Here is an 18676-nt window from a genome sequence, read left to right on the forward strand (position 1 = left end):
AGAAGTATCAATAATTCTCAATAGTCAATCGTCAATTTTCAATTGAATACTAGTTATACCCTTACATTAATTATACTTAAATCATTATCATCAAAAAATTCCCTACAATTTGATAATGTAAATTTTTCTATTTTTTCTTTAATGTTAACATTAAAAACATATGAATTACAACTTAAATCTTCAATAAGCTTATATCTATAAACCTCTAATACATCCATAAAAGCCTTTTGTGAATGAATATCTATATTTATATAGTCGTTATTTACATTAATAAAAGCGTCTACTACTTCCATATTTAACGTTCTTATACTTGTAGCAATTTTAATATTTCGAGAATCTATCTTTTTGCCCTTACCTCTTTCATCTTTAATTACAAGCTTACAGTCGTAATCTTGCTCTTTAATATTCATAGGTACATTTAAATAATAGTAATCATTGCTTAAAGTGTTGAAAACTTTAAAATCATGCATTTTACTTTCAATAAGTTGCATTACCTTGTTGAATGTAGATGGACTATCTTCATTAGTCTTTATAAGTTGCATAATTCCATCTTTCATCATAGATACTTTTTCTTTTATTTCACTTTTAACTATATCAGAAGTAGCAACTTTAAATTTTAAGTCTATATCCTTTTCAATAACTTTATTTTCTTTTATATCTTTAGTAACTTTATCATCTATAATCTTACCTTCTTTTGAAGTAATGATTTCCTTTTCTATCACTTCATTACTATTAATATTTTTTTCTTCGTTTTTAACTAAAAGATTTTTCTCATCAATAACAACTTTATTATTAATTTCTTTATCTGATATCTCTTGGCCTTGTAAAGCAATGTCTTTTACAGTATTATCAAAACTCTCATTTTTTATTACCTTGTTCTCCGCATCTAATGTTGTTAATGGTTTATCTGCAATAGTTTTCTCCTTAGAAATTTTATTATCTACAGTCATATCTTTATTCTCAATATTTAATGCTTCTAATACTTCTTGAATATTTTTAACTACTACTGAGTCTTCTTTATTAATATTATTGAAACTTTTTATATTTTCTTCTGTAATTGGTATGTTCTCTTCCTTCATCATTAGTAATGAGTTTAAATCTAAAGTCTTTAGAGAAGAGAAAAAGTTCTTTAAAGTATTTTTAACCATAACTCCCTTTTCACTATTAGGTTCTATATTTTTTGCTGTTAAATACTTTTCTATAAAATTATCTTCTTCTCCAGGTGTTATATTTATTTTATTAGTAAAGTCAACTATAGTTTTAACCTCATCAAAGTTTTCTTGAGTTAATGGAATATTAAATTTGAGCATTTCCTTTAATATATACTCATCGCCTTTTGAAATTTTTAATCCTAAGTTTTTTATTACTTCTTCTAATATGCTTTTGCTCTCTAAAGGTATTAAGGCTTCTAGAGGTTTACTATCCCCACCTAATACTAAAGTTAATTTTCCTTCACTAAAATCATCTACTACAAATTTTAATAAATAATTTTCTAACAGGGTATCTTCAATAAAACCATCTATTTTAGCAGGAAATTGTCTTCCATCCAAAAGTCTTATTACAATTTCACCACTTTCTTTATTGATATTTAATATCCTTGCACTAAAGCTATCTCCCTTTCTGAAAGTAGTTTTATTAAAATCTTGCTGAGTAGCCTGATTTTGAACCATGTTGATTTTCCAAATACCAGACATAATATCTCTCCTTAAAGGTATCTATATTTACTTTAATTATCGTAAAGAATTTATATTTATTGATAACATAAAGGAAAGCTTTTATAATATTTCTGTTTCTATACCCTCAATATTAGCCTCACAATTTTTTTCTATATAATCTATAACCTTTTGTAATACACTGTCACCATGGTTGCTACTACTGCTTACTGCTGCAATTCCAACTACTATAGTTTGATGTATATCTTGATTTTCTACCTCTGCAATAGACACATTAAACTTATGTTTTACCTTATCTATTATACTTTTAACAATCATCCGTTTTTCCTTTAATGAGTGTACCCAAGGTGCACTTAATTTTATTTTCGCTATAGCTATAATCATAATAACATCTCCTATAAATAGATTTTGTTAATTCATTTAAAATAGCATTTAAAGATAAAATAAATATTTTCTTTAAAATGTCTAAATATATTATTTATGTTCTAATAATTACTATTCCTTTTTCTATTATAATATATAAAAAAGGCCTCCTAATTTTCATCAGTAAGACCTTGTCCAATTCTTTTTATTTATTTTGCTTGCTCTAAAGCTTTATTTACAGCTTCTACAACTCCATTACTTGATCCTGTTGCTCCTGAAATTGCTTCTATTTTCTCAGTCGTTTGTTTTTCTTTAATTGTTTTGATTGTCTCTTCTATAGCTTTATCTCCAAGACCTTCAGTTTCTTTTTGCTCAACAACTTTAATATCTTCTATTTTTCCATCCTTAACTTCTACAGATACCTTTATATCACCTTTAAATCCTTTTCCAACACCTTCATGGATTCCGTCTTTGTAAGCCGCTTCTTTACTTCCACATCCTACTAATATCCCCATTGTTAATATTGATGATAATAATACGCTTACTACTTTTTTCATTCTAAATTCCTCCTTAGTGATATTAAATTTTCAATGCAAATAATTACTAATATCACATAATAAAATTATTCTTTGATAATTTCTCTCAATAAATATACCATAATTTTTCTACATTGTATACAGTTTGTTTTTAACTCATTTTACTCATAGTTTCCCACAATGTTCCATTATAAAATTAATACACATCTAAAATAATTGTTACTTAATTTAATATTTAAATTTACAATTTATATTTATAAATACTTCTAATATAAAAATCAAACTTATAAAGAATTTATTTTACTAGCAATAGTATTATTTTAAATTTTTTGCTGCAGTTTGTCCTGCTCTTCTTCCATAAACTATTATATCTGCTAGTGCATTTCCGCCAAGTCTATTTCCACCATGAATTCCTCCAGTAACCTCTCCTGCTGCATAGAATCCTGGTATAACTTGTCCATCTTCACCAATTACTTCTCCATCGGTATTAATTTTAACTCCACCCATAGTATGATGAACTGCTGGTGTAACTTCAATTGCATAAAATTTTGGACTTTCTAAACTTACTGCCATATCAGTTCTTTGGAATTCTGTATCATTGTTAGATTTTTGAGCTTTATTGTATGTTTCAACTGTTGTAGTTAAATTAGCTTTATCTATATCTAATTTTTCAGCTAATTCTTCTATAGAGTTTCCCTCAGTAACTAAATCCATACTAAAATATTCTTCTATAGATTTTAATCCCTTTCTCAATTCTTCATCAAAAAATAAGTAACCAACCTTGTCTTTTTGATCTAATATAGCTTTTGAAACAACATCTCTAGTTAATAATTCATTGATAAATCTTTTACCATCTTTGTTTACAAGTATTGCACCATTACCTCTTACTGCTTCAGTAATCATAATACCTTTTCCTGGAACTACCGTTGGGTGAGTTTGTATTTCACTCATATCTACAAAAGCAGCCCCTACTTTTTTAGCTAATACAATTCCATCTCCAGTAGCCCCCGGGTGATTTGTTGTATCAAATCCTTCTAACTCAGCTTTATTTTCTACAACCATTTCCTTATTAGCTGAAAATCCTCCAGCAGTTAATATAACACTTTTAGTATTTATTGTGTATTCTTTACCTTCTTTATTTGTAGCTTTAACAGCTGAAATTTTTCCTTCTTTATCTTTAACTATTTCCACAGCTTCATTCATCGTTCTAATATCAATCTTCTTATCTTCTGAAACCTTTTTTAATGTTGAAATTATATTAGGTCCCACCGCTGATCCCCCTGTTGGCCTATGGATTCTTCTAACAGAGGCTCCTCCTGCGGCTCCAACATCTGATAAATCAGCACCTAAACTTTCTAACCATTCAACAGTATCTTTTGCTTCTTCAGTTAATACTTTAACTAATTCTTCATTATTCTTATTATATCCACCTTTCATAGTATCTTTAAAGAATAATTCAGCACTATCTTCAATTCCAGTTTTTTCTTGAGCTTTTGTTCCAGCAGCATTCAATCCACCTGTTGCACGAGTTGTATTTCCTCCAACCATAGGCATCTTTTCTAAAACAACAATTTTAGCTCCACTTTCCTGTGCCTCAACAGCTGCTGCAAGACCTGCCCCACCTGCCCCTATAATAACAATATCTGCACTTTCCGTTTTACTTCCACAACCAACTAATAACGGAATAGTAATTATAGCTGTCATTGCTAAGGCTAATATCTTCTTTTTCATTTTTCTTCCCCCTAACAGAAATTATCTATGGCTAGAGTATATTTGTTAAATAATAAACAATCAATATTTTGTTCTTATTATTTATTTTGTTCTTTTTGGTCTAGAATCTTATATACATGACAAGGCCTACCTATTTTCCCATATTCTAATTCAATATAAAGCCTACCTTCTTTTAACATATATTCAAGATACCTTCTAACTGTAACCCTTGCCATACCTATATTTTCAGAAAGTTCTTCTGCTGTAAAGCAACAGTGTGCATCATCGTTAATATAATTCCAAATCTGATTATATGTGTGAATATTCAGTCCTTTTGCCAACTCTATTTCTCTCTCATTCTCAGACATATTTTTATAATTATCTTCATTATTTAGAACATATTGATCAATAGTTTTTTGTTCTATAGAAATTAGTTTATTAAAGGTTTCTATACGTTTTTTATAATTATATAATGCCTCTTTAAATCTATCAAAAGTAAAAGGCTTTATTAAATAATCTATTGCTCCATATCTAAAAGCTTCTTGCACAGCTTCAGAGGTTCTATCAGCAGTAATCAATATTACATCGCAGCAAATCCCTTCATTTCTTATCCATCTAATAAAATCTAATCCATTCTCATTTGGAAGAAATATATCTAAAAGCACTAACTGTGGATTTTTACTTTCTATAATTCTTTTTGCTTCTTCTAAATTTCCTATTGCTCCACACAGTTTAAATCCCTTTAATTTATTTAAAAACATTGAATTTATTTCTCTTACCATTGGATCATCCTCTACAATTAAAACATTAATCATTTTAAATATCCTCCTCTATTTTGGAATTGTTACATACCAAGTGGTCTTTTCATCAGTAGTAAAGTATATATTACCCTCTATCTCTTTTATTATTTTCAATATATTATAAAGTCCATGTCCTCTATCACCAAGTTTTGTTGTAAAGCCCTGATTAAATATTCTATCTTCTATATCTTTTGATATCTTATCTCCATTATTACTTATTTTTATTTGAATCTCCTGGTCATAATCCATTATAAATACTGTTATTTTAGCATTTTCTTTTCCTATAACTGCATCAATGGAATTTTCAATTAAATTTCCTAATATAATTGCAAACTCATCTATTGTTATGACTTTAGGAATTTCCCTCAGTTCACAGTTGCTATCAATCTGAAAATCTATCCTTGCTTCAGATGCTTTATTATATTTTGCTAATATTAATCCGGCTATAACAGGTTCTCTAATTTTGTTATTTAATAAATCTAAAATATGCGTTCTCGCTTGTGCAGTATTATGTATAAACTCTAAAGCTTTTTTATATTCTCCTAGTTGAATAAGCCCTGAAATTGCATGGAGCTTATTCATAAATTCATGATTTTGTGCTCTTAAAGACCACATAAGTCTTTTAATTCCTGTAAGCTCTTCAGCCATAAGCTTAACCTTTGTAAAATCTTGAAAAGTCACAATAGAACCTATGATATTACTTTCATTATCAGTGATAGGATAATAATTACTAATAACTGTTTTTCCTAAAGGAAGTTTTTCTTCTACATTTGTAATAGGTACTCCATTTTTTAACACTATTTTTAATTTATTAAAATGCTCAATTTCTTTTAAAGTTCTTCCTACATATTTTTCCTCAGCTAAAAATTCTCTAGCATTTTTATTTACTACTGTTATTATTCCTTCTTTATTTGAAGCTATTATTCCCTCATTCATACTTTCTAAAATTGCTTCTCTTTCGCTAAGTACCCAAGCTATTTCATCAGGCTCAAGTCCGAAAATAGACTTTTTAATGTTATGAGAAATTATAATAGCTCCTACAATTCCTATTATAAGACCTATAATTACATAGGGAAGAAAATTTATCATTAAATCTGTGTATTCGTCATTAAAACTCCCTAAGAATAATCCTACACAAACAGCACCAACTTGTTTTCCATCTCTATATATAGGTGTAAAAGCCTTAATAGATTTATCTATATCTTCAATTGTGTCTGTAGTAATATAACTTCGTCCTTTTGATAATACAATATTTTCTCCCTCATTAATAAAAGCTTCCCCTAAGCTTTCTGTAAGATAATGAGAATATGCAATACCTTTCATGTCCATCACTACAATAAATTGACCTCTTGTTTTAAGTCTCAAGGCTTCTATTCTAGGCTGTATTTTATAAATTCCTTTTTCCATTCCTACATTATCTATAACTACTTCCATAGCTGCAACAGAGGTAGCCATATTCATAACAGCCTTACCTTTTTCTTCTTTTAATATCATCTTGGAATAATTCATAAAAAAATAAGTTACAATAATTAAGGTAAAACATATTATACTAGTTACTAAAATTATCATTTTATTTTGAAGTTTCATTAAAACCACCTTTATTTAAAATACTTGTATACATATATTTTTAAAAATACCATTATAATACATAAACAAAAGAAAAACTGCTAACATTGTTAGCAGTTTTCTTTCTATTTAACTTCTAATTTATAGAATTTTTTCTTCCCTCTTTTTATTAATGCATATCCATCTTTTATAAAATCTATAGAGAATTTAGCATTAACATCCTCTATCTTGGTTTCATTTATAGTTAATCCGCCTTGTTGTATAAGTCTTCTTCCTTCTGCTTTAGATGGTACTATCTCTGTTTGAACCAATATATCTAATATATTACCTTCTAACATATCATTGCCTATAGTGACTGTAGGCACATTAGACATATCAACTCCACCACCAAATAAGCTTTCTGCAGCAGTCTTAGCTTTTTCTGCTTCTTCTTCTCCGTGAACAAGCTTTGTAACTTCATAAGCAAGTACTGTTTTAGCTTCATTTATTTCAGATCCTTCTAATGCAGAAAGTCTCTTAACTTCATCCATAGGTACAAAAGTTAATAATGATAAACATTTTTCAACGTCAGCATCATCAATATTTCTCCAGTATTGATAAAAATCAAAAGGAGAAGTTTTTTCTGGATCTAACCACACAGCACCATTTGCAGTTTTACCCATTTTATTTCCTTCACTATTAGTTAACAGTGAACAGGTCATACCATATGCTGCTTTACCTTCTTTTCTCCTTATAAGCTCCATACCTGCTAAAATATTGGACCATTGGTCATCTCCACCTAATTGCATAGTACAATTGTATTTTTGATTTAATACTAAGAAATCATATCCTTGCATTAACATATAGTTAAATTCGAGGAAAGATAATCCTTTCTCCATCCTTTGCTTAAAGCATTCTGCTGTAAGCATTCTATTAACAGAAAAATGAACTCCTACTTCCCTTAAAAATTCAACATAGTTAAGATCTAATAGCCAATTAGCATTATTTTCAAGTATAGCTTTATCATCATTAAAATCTATTAATCTTGATAATTGTTTTTTAATACCTCTAATATTCTCCTCTATATCTTCTCTTGTAAGCATTTTTCTCATGTCAGTTCTTCCTGATGGATCTCCTACCATTGCAGTACCACCACCAACTAATGCTATTGGTCTATGACCTGCTTGTTGCATATGGGACATAAACATCATAGCTATAAAATGCCCAACATGAAGACTATTTGCTGTTGGGTCAAATCCTATATAAAAAGTAACTTTCTCTTTTCCTAATATTTCTTTCATTTCTTCTTCGTGTGTTAACTGTTTTAAAAATCCACGTTCTTTTAAAACGTCATATACATTTGTATTACTCATTTTAATTCCTCCTTTTGTAGTACGATATTAATTTTAATAATAAGAATTAGCTATATCTCTTTTTGAATTCAAAATTTAAAATTATCATTGAAATTTCTTTAAAAATATTTTTTAAAGCTTTTATAGTTTTTTAAATAATAAAAGCCCCTAGTTAAAAAACTAGGGACGAAATTTTCCGTGGTACCACCCAAATTGATTTTGTAAAAAATCCACTCATATCTCGTAACGTAAGAAATGCCGTATCAGCCTACTATTAAAATCTAAGTTCAGCCTAAAGCTCAAGAATGTATTTCATTATGTTCCTCAACTGATTTTCACCAACCATCAGCTCTCTTTATGATTTCCATAACTACTTATTTCTATCATCGCCTTTAAATATAAAATTTATTATTACTATAATACTATTATTCTTTAGTAAATACAAGTATAAATTATATAAAATAACTGGGTTTAACTAATATATCTCTTTATCTCATCTGGTAACTGTCTAGGATCTCCACTAATATTTATGAAAAACTCAACGTTAAACTCTTGAGTCAAATATTCAATTTTATAAAATAATTTTTTCATTTCTTCCAAGGATGAAATTACTCCATTCATAACTCCGTCTATCATAATAGCTTCAATGTCATAGTCTTGTGCTATCATTCCACATAAAAAACCATAGAAATCTTTTGCATTATCTACTTTAAAGTCCTCTGCGCATATAAACCTTATCTTCCTATCTAGTTCAAAAACCATTCTTCTGTCATCATCAACATAAACTAAGTTACCCTTTGCCTTCGAAACCTTGTCATTTGCTAAGCTAACAAGAGCCTTTGTTTTTCCTGAGCCTTTTTTGTTACAGAATACATGAATCATTTTTAACGCCCCCAGACTTATTTTATTATTTAATTATTACTATGAGTTACTATGTTTGAGTTATATTCATTATATATTATTCAGAATATTTTTACAATAAACTATCAGGAAAATTTTCAATTAATGTAAATCCATTTATAAATTTCTCACTTTTACAATAACTAAATCTTATATAACTATTCATTCTAACCTATATTTTATAAAATAATCTCTGGTCTTGAAATATTTTTTATATTAGTTTTGTAATTATTTTTGAATTTTTTGAATTTTAAATTATATACTATTTTCTCCCAATAAATTATTTTTTCCATATGCCCTGTAATCCTCTTCATAACTGGCTTTTATATTATTCTATGCAGATAATAATTTTAATTTACTCATATACATAAATTGTTACTTTCATAAAAAAATTTCCACTTATTTTGAAAAATTCTATTGTATTATATAATAATTATGCTATAATAATATTAGGGTTTTATTCAACTCTAATAGATTGAACAAGGTTAATTAGAACAAGGCAATTATCCCCTCCTTTAATCGAGGAAAAGAAAGTGATAGTATCCATTGTTTAATTAGTCCTTAGATTAAAAGGAGGTCATTAATAATGGCAGATAGAAATATTACTTGTAAAGATTGTGGAAAAGAATTTGTATTCACTGAGGGAGAGCAAGCTTTCTACAAAGAAAAAGGATTCGAAAATGANNAAAATTCTAGAAATAACTATAGCAAATAATAACTAGAATACTAAGAGAGCAATTGCTCTCTTTTTTAATTTTAGACCATATGGATAATATTTTTTTTATATAAAGACTTTATATAAAAAAATAGAGGGTATAATTCCCTCTACCTTATTAAAACTTTATGTGTTTTTTTAATTGTGTCGCTAGTGGTAACGCTATAACCATACCAGCTGCAACTTGCAATGCATTACTTGGAATAGCTACTATTGCATTAGGTAAGTCATATATTATCCAACCTGCAAAAAAATACCCTATTATCATAACAACTCCTGAAATAACAAAAGCAAAGAAGTTGTTCATAAAATTTTTCCCCTCATAACCATTTCTATAAGCTAAAGCACCAGCAATATAAGCCATTGAGCCTTTTATTATAAAAGTAAATGGAGCCCAAATAATATATGGGGAAAGTACATCAAATAAAGTCATTCCTATCGCTCCTGCCACAGCTCCCTTTTTCCTACCTAACAATACTGCTGCAACAAAAATTGCACTATCACCTAAGTGAAGTACACCTTCTCCAGAAATAAATGGTACATGTATTATACTAGTTGCAATATAAATTATTGCAGCCATTATAGCAACTTGTACTAATGATAACGCTGTATTACTATTTACACCATTCTTAGTAGTTACCTTGTTATTTCCCATACTAAACACTCCTCCATAAAGTTTTCCCATATTAATTATACATATAAACAAAAAAATTACAATGTTTTGTTTATAATATTTAAAAAGTTTTGTATATTTTATTGTCCTTTAGAGGAAACTAATTTTAATTGCAAATTTATAAGTGAATAGTTCTATTAAGTTTATAAATTTGTTTTAAAAGAAAAAGCTTATATATAATAAGTAAAATTTTATTTATTATTCTGCTTTTCTATATATTGTCTACAGTTAAAGCATTTTTATAAAAATATTCAAAAATTCTTTGAAGAAAGGTAGGTGAAAACCGTTATTGTTACTTATAAAAATCTATTATAAAACTATTTATCTTTTTATCCATTGAATATGTGACATTATATTAGTAAATATAAAATTACAACTATACTTTCACTTATGCTTAATAAAGCTTTAAGTAGATAAGATCCTTAATAAATTAATCATTAGAGTAAGCATTTCTGCTTACTATGAGTTACATAGAAATTCGATCTCTTCTAGTGATATATAAAATAAAAATAGCATTTTATGAAGATCAACAAATTAAAGATAAAATCAACAATAAAGTTTTATAATATTTTTATTAAATTTTATAAGTTTTACATAACGGATGATAGCTAAATGACATATTTACGGTGGTTTGGCGGTTTTATGTTACTACTATTATTAATATGTCTCTTCTTTTTAATTGGTGGAAATTTGATAAATGTGCTGTTAATAATCAGTTTGTTTACTATAATTCAAGATATATTTCATAAATATTTACGTCCATAAAACATCTCTAAAAGCGGAGTCAAAAATGATTCTTAATTTTTAAATTCCTTTTTCCAATCTATCTATAATTAGTTTTTTAAAAGCAAGAAAGCGTGAATTCATCACGCTTTCTTTGTTAGGTATTTCAAAATATCTTAATCATTATTTTTAGCTATATCTGATAATACTAGGCCATCATTATGCTCTAATGCCCAACTTATTCCCCAATCATTTTGGAAAATCAGTAAATCTCTATCTTTAAAGTCTTTTACCACTTTAGTATCACTAGTAATATTCAATTTTTCTGCTGGTATATCAGAATTTTCAATCCATCTTATATTTCTAAAGGAAAGCATATCCATTTTAATATCAACATTATACTCATTTTTAAGTCTAAATTCTAAAACTTCAAACTGGAGTACTCCTACAACACCTACAATAATTTGTTCTGTACCTATATGAAGTTCTTTAAATACTTGAATAGCACCCTCTTGAGAAATTTGAGTTATTCCTTTTATGAATTGTTTTCTTTTCATTGTATCTACTGTTCTAACTCTAGCAAAATGCTCTGGTGCAAAAGTTGGTATTCCCTCAAATTTTAACTTATTGTTTGGAGAACATAGTGTGTCACCTATACTAAAAATACCTGGATCAAATACCCCTATTATATCTCCAGCATAAGCATTCTCTACTATTTCCCTATCCTGCGCCAAGAATTGCTGAGGTTGTGAAAGTTTAACTTTACTATTTCCTTGAATGTGGAAAACTTCCATGCCCTTTTCAAATTTCCCTGAACAAATTCTCATAAATGCTATTCTATCTCTATGTGCTTTGTTCATATTAGCTTGTATCTTAAAAACAAAGGCAGAAAAATCCTCTGAGAATACATCTATTTTACCTTTATCTGATATTCTAGGTAATGGTACTGTAGTTAAATTTAAGAAATGCCCTAAAAATGGTTCTACTCCGAAATTTGTTAATGCACTTCCAAAAAATACAGGAGTTAATTCTCCTCTTTTAACTTTTTCATAATTAAAATCATCTCCTGCTACATCTAAAAGCTCTATATCTTCTAAAAGTTTTTCATATAGTGAATCTCCAATAGCTTCTCTTACTGCATCTTCATCTTCCATAGGAATTATATCTGTTTCAACTTCAGTTTGTCCATGGTTCCCTGCATTAAATATTTCTATTTCTTTTTTCTCTCTATCATAGACTCCTTTAAAGTGCATTCCTGTACCTATTGGCCAATTTATTGGATAAGATTTAATTCCAAGTTCATTTTCAAGTTCTTCCATAAGTTCAAAAGGATCTCTTGTTTCTCTATCCATTTTATTTATAAAAGTAAATATAGGAATTTCTCTTATACTACAAACATGAAATAACTTTCTTGTTTGTTCTTCAACCCCTTTAGCCCCATCAAGTACCATAACTGCACTGTCCGCTGCCATAAGAGTTCTATAGGTATCTTCACTAAAATCCTGATGCCCTGGAGTATCTAATATATTTATACAAAATCCATTGTAATTAAACTCCATTACTGAAGAAGTAACGGAAATTCCTCTCTTTTTTTCTATTTCCATCCAATCCGAAACAGCATGTTTAGCTGTTTTTCTAGCTTTAACAGACCCTGCAAGTCTAATAGCTCCTCCATATAAAAGTAATTTTTCTGTAAGTGTAGTCTTACCAGCGTCAGGGTGAGAAATTATAGCAAAGGTTCTTCTTTTTTCAATTTCTTTTATGTAATCGCTCAAAAGTACCGCTCCTTTATTTAAATATATTAACTATTTTATCCTAAATCTTCACAAAATATATAAATTTAAAATTTTATAAATATCCATATAACTATTATTGTAAAGAAAACTATAATTTATTGTATATTATCATCACTTTAATCTTTAGTAAAATTAGCTAAGTTAATAAGATTTTTATAAGATTTAGGCTATGTTCTGTAAATAAACCTACCTTATATAATATCATATTGATTTGTATAAAACAATTTTTAAAAATATTTTTTAGTTAAGATATAGATGTACTACTTTCAAATTTAATCTATACATTTTATAATTACATTATTGAATTCTTTAAATTTCTACCTTATACAATTGAAAATTGACAATAAAGAATTAAAATAAAAAAGACATTTAGTGACTAAAATATAGCCTCTAAATGCTTTCTCCCGCAACTTCTGAAGTTGCACCTTTTATCCCAATTATGTCTAATATTTGTTTCGCTCTTTCTCTAGTGTTTCCCGTTAATTTAATATACGGTACAGACTCTACATCTAAAAACTGTTTAATAGCTTCATCTACTTTGCTGGCAGTTTCTTCATCTTGCCATCTAACTCCATCTTTAGAGTATCCAAATTCTCGTCCTACATAAAATATATGATCGTATTTTGAAATATCTCTAATTGCAAGGCCATAAAGATCTTTTAATATCTCTATTTCTTTTACAGTGCGTTTTTTATCACCTAACATAAACCTTGCATATATGTATGGAACAAAAGTAGCATAATCAGTAATAGCATACTCAAAAATTTCTAGCTCTTCTTCTAACTTAGCTTGGCCTAAATATATACCATATTGTTCAGATATAGTTTCAATCATACCCTTTTCTCTTAAATATTCTGTACTATATTCTGCCGCACAGCCTACATCTAATCCTAATATTTTCATATCAACATATAATTGTTGTATAAGTGTAGTCTTCCCACATCTTGGTCCACCCAAAACTGCTATTCTAGTAGTCATTGCTTATGACCTCCAAATATTTTAATTGCATAGTAAATTATAGCAATTTACTATGCAATTTTCAACATTTTACTTAGATATGAAGCAAAATCTCTTAAATAAATCTAATTATCTTGGTATAAGTCCAATCTTTTTCTGCATTTTTCTTAATGTCTTTGTAGCTACATAATTTGCTTTTTCTGAACCTTTTTTATAGATTTCTTCAAGATAATCCTTATTTTCTAGAAGCTCTTTAACCTTTTTTTGAACTGGCTCAAGCTCAGAAATTATTGCTTCTCCTACATCCTTCTTAAATTCTGCATATCCTAAACCTTCATATTTCTTCTCTATTTCTTCCATTGTCATTCCTGTTACAGTGCTTAGAATGGTCATTAAATTTTTAACTCCTAATTGGTCATCATTATATTTAACTACACCTAAGCTATCTGTAACAGCTCTAGAAATTTTCTTTCTTATAACCTCAGGTGGATCCATAATTAATATATATCCATTTGGATTATTTTCAGATTTAGACATTTTCTTCTCTGGATTTTGTAAATCCATTATTTTAGCTCCAGTTTTACCTACATAAGCTTCAGGTATTACAAAAGTAGGACTGTATAGCCTATTAAATCTTTCAGCTAAATCCCTAGCAAGTTCTAAATGTTGTACTTGATCAACTCCTACAGGCACCACATCTGTTTGATATAAAAGTACATCTGCTGCCATAAGCACTGGATAGTTAAATAATCCAGCACCTATACTTTCTCCACTATTCTTAGATTTATCTTTATATTGAGTCATTCTGCTAAGCTCTCCCATATAACTATTACAAGTTAAAAGCCAAGATGCCTCACAATGAGCTGGTACATGTGACTGAATAAATAGTGTATTAGTATCTGGATTTATGCCTGCCGCTATATAAATTGCTAAAATTTCTAAAGTTCTTCTTCTAAGCTCTGCTGGACTTTGTGATACAGTAATTGCATGTAAATTAACTACACAAAAATAACATTCATATTCCTTTTGAAGTTTAGTCCAATTCTTAATAGCTCCTAAATAGTTGCCTAATGTTAAATCTCCTGAAGGTTTTATTCCACTAAATATAACCTTTTTTTTATCTTCCATAAAATTTCCTCCTTTATCTTTTAAAATTATTCCCTAAAGTGAACTACTACCACTTACTTCGTTGAAGTAGTAGCTTCGTGGTCAATACTCCCAACGAAGCAAGTTTACCCACGCTCAAAAGGTCGAACCAACCTCGTTACAATACCAAAATTACATTACTAATTTCAGCAAATTTACACTAGCATTTATATCCCTATCATGATGTACACCACAATTCGGGCAAATCCATTCTCTAAGTGCTAGATTTTTTACTTCTGAATTTTTATACCCACACTCTGAACATAATTGACTACTAGCATAATTACTAGGTGCTATTATAAGTTCTCTCCCATACCAATCAGCTTTATATTCTAACATTTTTCTAAATTCTGACCAACTAGCTTCACTTATAACTTTTGCTAGTTTATGATTCTGCTGCATGTTCTTAACTTTTAAGTCTTCAATAACTATAGATTGGTTTTCTCTAATGAGTTTTATTGATAACTTATGTAAGAAATCTTTTCTTTGATTTGCTATCCTTTCATGTAATTTAGCTACTTTTAACCTAGCTTTATTTCTATTGTTACTACCCTTTTGCTTTCTTGATAAGTACTTTTGTGACTTAATTAATCTTCTTTCTGATTTTCTAAGATGCTTTGGATTAGGCTCTTTGTATCCATCAGAACATATGGCAAATTCCTTAAGCCCTACATCAACTCCAATTTTCTTATCAACTTTAGGTAATTTTATATTTTCAGTATCAACTAAAATAGATATATAGTATTTACCACTAGGAACTTGACTTATAGTACAGCTCTTAATTAATCCATTGAATTGTCTATGCTGCTTTATCTTTATCTTAGTCTTCAATTTTGGTATTTTTATTTTATTATTTTCAATATATACAGTACCTTTTTGATTATTAGTTGTATAACTATAATGGTTATTCTTCTTACTTTTAAATTTAGGAAATCCTACTGATTTATCTCTAAAAAAGTTCTTATAAGCTTTGTCTAAATTTAATTGTTCATTAGCTAAAGCTAAACTATCTACTTCTTTTAACCAAAGAAATTCAGCTTTATATTGTGCTGGTGTAGGATATTTAATTTTTTTAATATCTAAATTCTCATTTTCTTCATAGGCTTTAATCCTATCGCTTAACATTTTGTTATAGATAAATCTAGTACAACCAAATGTTTTAGCTAAATACGTCCTCTGTTCTTCATTAGGATATATTCTATATTTATAAGCTTTTATCATATCCTCACCTCATTTCATTCCTTGATTTTCTATATATTTTTTAATTACCTCTATTGAAGAACCACCTGTCGTAAATAAACAGTAGCTTCTTGACCAAAAATATCCTTTCCATAATTGTTTTCTTATTTATGGAAATTCCTTTTTTATCAATCTATTACTAGCATTCTTATAAGTATTTATGAATTTTAATAACTCACTATTAGCATGCGCTTTGAATAATACATGAACATGATCTCTATCATGTTCCCACTCCACAGTTGTTATATTATATTTTTTGCTTATAGTATCAAATATATCTTTCAATCTTATACTTACATCATCAATAACTTCTCTTCTATATTTTATTATCAATACTTGATGGTAATATAATGAGAATACTGAATGGCTATTACTATCAAAATCCATTAGTATCACTACTTTTTATAATTTACTACTGAGTTTACTTTAGCATAAAAAATAGCATAAGCAAGTTGTTTTTACGCATTCATCCTCACCTTACTTCGTTGAAGATGAGGATGAATGCTAGGTTACGTTAAATAAAAAAGCCCTATGGAAAAATTCCATAGGGCGCTATCATACGCGGTGCCACCTAAATTCAAAACTAATTAATTTAGTCTTCTTTATGAGATACATTATAATATCTTACCTCTATAACGGGAGGTTCACGTCAAAGACTACTTTAAGTTCATCTTGAATCTCAAAGACCCATTCAGCTTAAGCATAATTATGATAATTCCACCATCTATCACTCTCTTTAAATCTGTTTTTTAAGCTTACTTACTTCTTTTCAACGATTTTATTAATTTTCTTTTTTATATATGATATGACATTAAGCAGATAATGTCAATAGTTTTTATGATTTCCACAATCCGTGTAAATTACAATATTCTCTTGCGTATAAAACTTTATCCAGAGTTGTGCTAAAAACAGCTTCTGGTTTTTCATCAACGCTTAAATATTTTCTGTAAACTCTATCTTCTGTATGAAGTTCTATCCACTCAATATGATGTTCTGGTGTCATTGGATGCTCTACTGAACCTATTCTAACAACAACTTTTCCATCCACTTCTTCTAACACAGGAACATGCTTTTCATTAGCTGCATCAGTAGTATTTTCTTTTTTAAGAGTCATAGGTTTACCACAGCAAACTAAACTACCTCCAGCAGCATGTACAACCTCTATCATATTTCCGCAAATATCACATTTATAAACTTGTCTTAATTCTGTCATATTAATTCCTCCTTATTTAATAAAAATTGTAAATATATAAAGAAATAACTAGTTAAAGATGCCAAGTATATCTTCCGTCATGCATATATATATTCCAATAGTAGTTAGATTATCATCCATCCTAAAGACATAATATACAACGAAATAAATGTGCATACTGATCAGTTATTTTTTATATGCTAAAATACTAGTACTTACTATACTGCAATTTGTATTAAAGCCATATTTATAACAATTGTCATAAATATGGATAAAATTACAAATTCTCTAATTTTAGTATCATTAATTATCTTATTCTACAAAAAGAAATATTCTCCTTTTAATTCTATAATTTATCCAAAATATATTTAGTATTATTTTTTATATTGTACGCAAAATAACTGTAAGAGTCTGAAATAAAATAACTAGTTAAAAATGATGGTAATATTTTATATCAGGTTAAAAGTTAACTTACATTGATAAGTTCTATCCACGTTATAGGTGGTGTGACAGAAAATAAATTAATATAATGACTAGCTTTTTTAAAAAATACTTAAATTAAATCATATTTATATAAGGGAGTGATTTTTATGGCGAAGAGGAAAAAAAACTCTTATGGACCAAATGAACGCGAATTTTTAGAAGCACCATTAAAAGAAGTTAGAGCTTATTCATTAAAAGATTATACAAAGCTTCCTGATAATGTAAGAGATAATATTGTATCAAATAATATCTCCAATCAAGAATTCGACTATACTTATAATAGTGGTTCAGATATACCTGGTTTTAAATCTGAAAAAACTTTAAAGAAAAAATAATTTATTTTAAATGCCTTAACCTAGCTTTTAAAGCTAGGTATTTTTATATGGTGAAAAATTCAAAAAATTGTTATAATCAAAATATAAGGAAATTAAGAAGGTATACCATAAAATTTAAAATATTTAGTTTTAGGAGGAAAGTACATGATAAAATCTATTTACCCAACAATTTTTGTAAAAGACATGGAAATATCTACAAATTTTTATAAAAAGCTTTTAAATCTTAAAGAAAAAAGAAATTTTACTCCTCAACCTAATGTACACATAATAATATTAGGTGATGAAAACAATAACCTTATTGAATTTATAAAAAATAATAATATAAACTCTGAAAGCTCATCTAAGTCTAATATGTCTGTAATAGTTCATGTTGAAAATATAGATAAAATGTTAGATATTATTAAAAGTGAAAATATTGAAATCTTACAGGGACCTATAACTACAGATTTAGGCGCTAAAATCATATTTGTAAAGGATATGGACGGAATCACCATTGAACTTATAGAAGAAGATTTTAACTAAAAAAACGTGGTTAACC

At 28.1% G+C, this 18676-nt stretch carries 17 protein-coding genes, 1 pseudogene and 2 other annotated features; of the genes and pseudogenes, 3 read left to right on the forward strand and 15 right to left on the reverse strand.

Annotated features, from left to right (window positions below):
• Positions 1-53: 53 nt before the first annotated feature.
• From B3603_RS07925 to B3603_RS07960, 8 genes are all read right to left on the reverse strand, one after another.
• Positions 54-1694, reverse strand: coding sequence for a hypothetical protein (locus B3603_RS07925; RefSeq protein WP_291562956.1), 1641 nt, complete (start codon positions 1692-1694; stop codon positions 54-56).
• Between the two features lie 81 nt (positions 1695-1775).
• Complete coding sequence (locus B3603_RS07930) at positions 1776-2057, reverse strand: DUF503 domain-containing protein (protein WP_291562959.1); 282 nt, start codon at positions 2055-2057, stop codon at positions 1776-1778.
• A 188-nt stretch (positions 2058-2245) separates the two neighbouring features.
• Entirely contained in the window at positions 2246-2593 is a 348-nt protein-coding gene (locus B3603_RS07935; protein ID WP_291562962.1) for an FMN-binding protein, read from the reverse strand.
• A 294-nt stretch (positions 2594-2887) separates the two neighbouring features.
• A complete protein-coding gene (locus B3603_RS07940) occupies positions 2888-4303 on the reverse strand; it encodes a flavocytochrome c (protein ID WP_291562966.1) in 1416 nt (471 codons plus the stop codon).
• A 77-nt stretch (positions 4304-4380) separates the two neighbouring features.
• Entirely contained in the window at positions 4381-5097 is a 717-nt protein-coding gene (locus B3603_RS07945) for a response regulator (RefSeq protein WP_291562970.1), read from the reverse strand.
• A 15-nt stretch (positions 5098-5112) separates the two neighbouring features.
• Complete coding sequence (locus B3603_RS07950; RefSeq protein WP_291562972.1) at positions 5113-6669, reverse strand: ATP-binding protein; 1557 nt, start codon at positions 6667-6669, stop codon at positions 5113-5115.
• Between the two features lie 104 nt (positions 6670-6773).
• The gene (tyrS, locus tag B3603_RS07955) at positions 6774-8000 is read right to left on the reverse strand and encodes a tyrosine--tRNA ligase (RefSeq protein ID WP_291562974.1); all 1227 of its coding nucleotides are present in this window, start codon (positions 7998-8000) and stop codon (positions 6774-6776) included.
• Positions 8001-8158: 158 nt separating this feature from the next.
• Positions 8159-8375: a binding site (T-box leader), on the reverse strand.
• A 75-nt stretch (positions 8376-8450) separates the two neighbouring features.
• Positions 8451-8861 (reverse strand): hypothetical protein, encoded by a 411-nt coding sequence (locus tag B3603_RS07960; protein WP_291562978.1) that lies wholly within the window; start codon positions 8859-8861, stop codon positions 8451-8453.
• Positions 8862-9465: 604 nt separating this feature from the next.
• On the opposite strand from B3603_RS07960, the gene B3603_RS07965 reads away from it, so the two are divergent.
• Positions 9466-9594, forward strand: a complete 129-nt coding sequence (locus B3603_RS07965) for a zinc-ribbon domain containing protein (RefSeq protein WP_414632372.1) — start codon at positions 9466-9468, stop codon at positions 9592-9594.
• A gap of 118 nt (positions 9595-9712) precedes the next feature.
• Here the strand turns inward: B3603_RS07965 and B3603_RS07970 are convergent, their stop codons facing one another.
• From B3603_RS07970 to B3603_RS08000, 7 genes and pseudogenes are all read right to left on the reverse strand, one after another.
• Positions 9713-10249 carry an ECF transporter S component gene (locus B3603_RS07970; protein ID WP_291562981.1) on the reverse strand — a complete coding sequence of 179 codons (537 nt, stop codon included), beginning with the start codon at positions 10247-10249 and terminating at the stop codon, positions 9713-9715.
• Between the two features lie 917 nt (positions 10250-11166).
• Positions 11167-12765, reverse strand: coding sequence for a peptide chain release factor 3 (locus B3603_RS07975; RefSeq protein ID WP_291562984.1), 1599 nt, complete (start codon positions 12763-12765; stop codon positions 11167-11169).
• A 411-nt stretch (positions 12766-13176) separates the two neighbouring features.
• On the reverse strand, positions 13177-13764 hold the full coding sequence (locus tag B3603_RS07980; protein ID WP_291562988.1) for an ATP-binding protein: 588 nt from the start codon (positions 13762-13764) through the stop codon (positions 13177-13179).
• A 108-nt stretch (positions 13765-13872) separates the two neighbouring features.
• Positions 13873-14871 (reverse strand): tryptophan--tRNA ligase, encoded by a 999-nt coding sequence (gene trpS / locus B3603_RS07985; protein ID WP_291562991.1) that lies wholly within the window; start codon positions 14869-14871, stop codon positions 13873-13875.
• Between the two features lie 150 nt (positions 14872-15021).
• Positions 15022-16110, reverse strand: coding sequence for an IS200/IS605 family element RNA-guided endonuclease TnpB (gene tnpB, locus B3603_RS07990; RefSeq protein ID WP_291562994.1), 1089 nt, complete (start codon positions 16108-16110; stop codon positions 15022-15024).
• A 9-nt stretch (positions 16111-16119) separates the two neighbouring features.
• Positions 16120-16515 (reverse strand): annotated as a pseudogene (gene tnpA, locus B3603_RS07995) (IS200/IS605 family transposase).
• A gap of 155 nt (positions 16516-16670) precedes the next feature.
• Positions 16671-16910: a binding site (T-box leader), on the reverse strand.
• Between the two features lie 53 nt (positions 16911-16963).
• The gene (locus B3603_RS08000) at positions 16964-17341 is read right to left on the reverse strand and encodes a desulfoferrodoxin (protein ID WP_291562997.1); all 378 of its coding nucleotides are present in this window, start codon (positions 17339-17341) and stop codon (positions 16964-16966) included.
• 569 nt (positions 17342-17910) lie between these two features.
• Between B3603_RS08000 and B3603_RS08005 the strand changes: the two genes are divergently transcribed.
• Together B3603_RS08005 and B3603_RS08010 are read left to right on the forward strand one after the other, a co-directional pair.
• Positions 17911-18138: a hypothetical protein gene (locus B3603_RS08005; protein ID WP_291563000.1), complete on the forward strand. Its 228-nt coding sequence runs from the start codon at positions 17911-17913 to the stop codon at positions 18136-18138.
• Between the two features lie 144 nt (positions 18139-18282).
• A complete protein-coding gene (locus B3603_RS08010) occupies positions 18283-18660 on the forward strand; it encodes a VOC family protein (protein WP_291563003.1) in 378 nt (125 codons plus the stop codon).
• Positions 18661-18676: the final 16 nt, after the last annotated feature.

This window comes from Clostridium sp. UBA2485 (assembly GCF_002341865.1).
Lineage (GTDB): Bacteria > Bacillota > Clostridia > Clostridiales > Clostridiaceae > Clostridium_J.

What these genes read in the sequence shown, in the direction of transcription:
- B3603_RS07925 (WP_291562956.1), bottom strand. Translation starts at nt 1,694, where the DNA reads ATGTCTGGTATTTGGAAAATCAACATGGTTCAAAATCAGGCTACTCAG.
- B3603_RS07930 (WP_291562959.1), bottom strand. Translation starts at nt 2,057, where the DNA reads ATGATTATAGCTATAGCGAAAATAAAATTAAGTGCACCTTGGGTACAC.
- B3603_RS07935 (WP_291562962.1), bottom strand. Translation starts at nt 2,593, where the DNA reads ATGAAAAAAGTAGTAAGCGTATTATTATCATCAATATTAACAATGGGG.
- B3603_RS07940 (WP_291562966.1), bottom strand. Translation starts at nt 4,303, where the DNA reads ATGAAAAAGAAGATATTAGCCTTAGCAATGACAGCTATAATTACTATT.
- B3603_RS07945 (WP_291562970.1), bottom strand. Translation starts at nt 5,097, where the DNA reads ATGATTAATGTTTTAATTGTAGAGGATGATCCAATGGTAAGAGAAATA.
- B3603_RS07950 (WP_291562972.1), bottom strand. Translation starts at nt 6,669, where the DNA reads ATGAAACTTCAAAATAAAATGATAATTTTAGTAACTAGTATAATATGT.
- tyrS (WP_291562974.1), bottom strand. Translation starts at nt 8,000, where the DNA reads ATGAGTAATACAAATGTATATGACGTTTTAAAAGAACGTGGATTTTTA.
- B3603_RS07960 (WP_291562978.1), bottom strand. Translation starts at nt 8,861, where the DNA reads ATGATTCATGTATTCTGTAACAAAAAAGGCTCAGGAAAAACAAAGGCT.
- B3603_RS07970 (WP_291562981.1), bottom strand. Translation starts at nt 10,249, where the DNA reads ATGGGAAATAACAAGGTAACTACTAAGAATGGTGTAAATAGTAATACA.
- B3603_RS07980 (WP_291562988.1), bottom strand. Translation starts at nt 13,764, where the DNA reads ATGACTACTAGAATAGCAGTTTTGGGTGGACCAAGATGTGGGAAGACT.
- trpS (WP_291562991.1), bottom strand. Translation starts at nt 14,871, where the DNA reads ATGGAAGATAAAAAAAAGGTTATATTTAGTGGAATAAAACCTTCAGGA.
- tnpB (WP_291562994.1), bottom strand. Translation starts at nt 16,110, where the DNA reads ATGATAAAAGCTTATAAATATAGAATATATCCTAATGAAGAACAGAGG.
- B3603_RS08000 (WP_291562997.1), bottom strand. Translation starts at nt 17,341, where the DNA reads ATGACAGAATTAAGACAAGTTTATAAATGTGATATTTGCGGAAATATG.
- B3603_RS08005 (WP_291563000.1), top strand. Translation starts at nt 17,911, where the DNA reads ATGGCGAAGAGGAAAAAAAACTCTTATGGACCAAATGAACGCGAATTT.
- B3603_RS08010 (WP_291563003.1), top strand. Translation starts at nt 18,283, where the DNA reads ATGATAAAATCTATTTACCCAACAATTTTTGTAAAAGACATGGAAATA.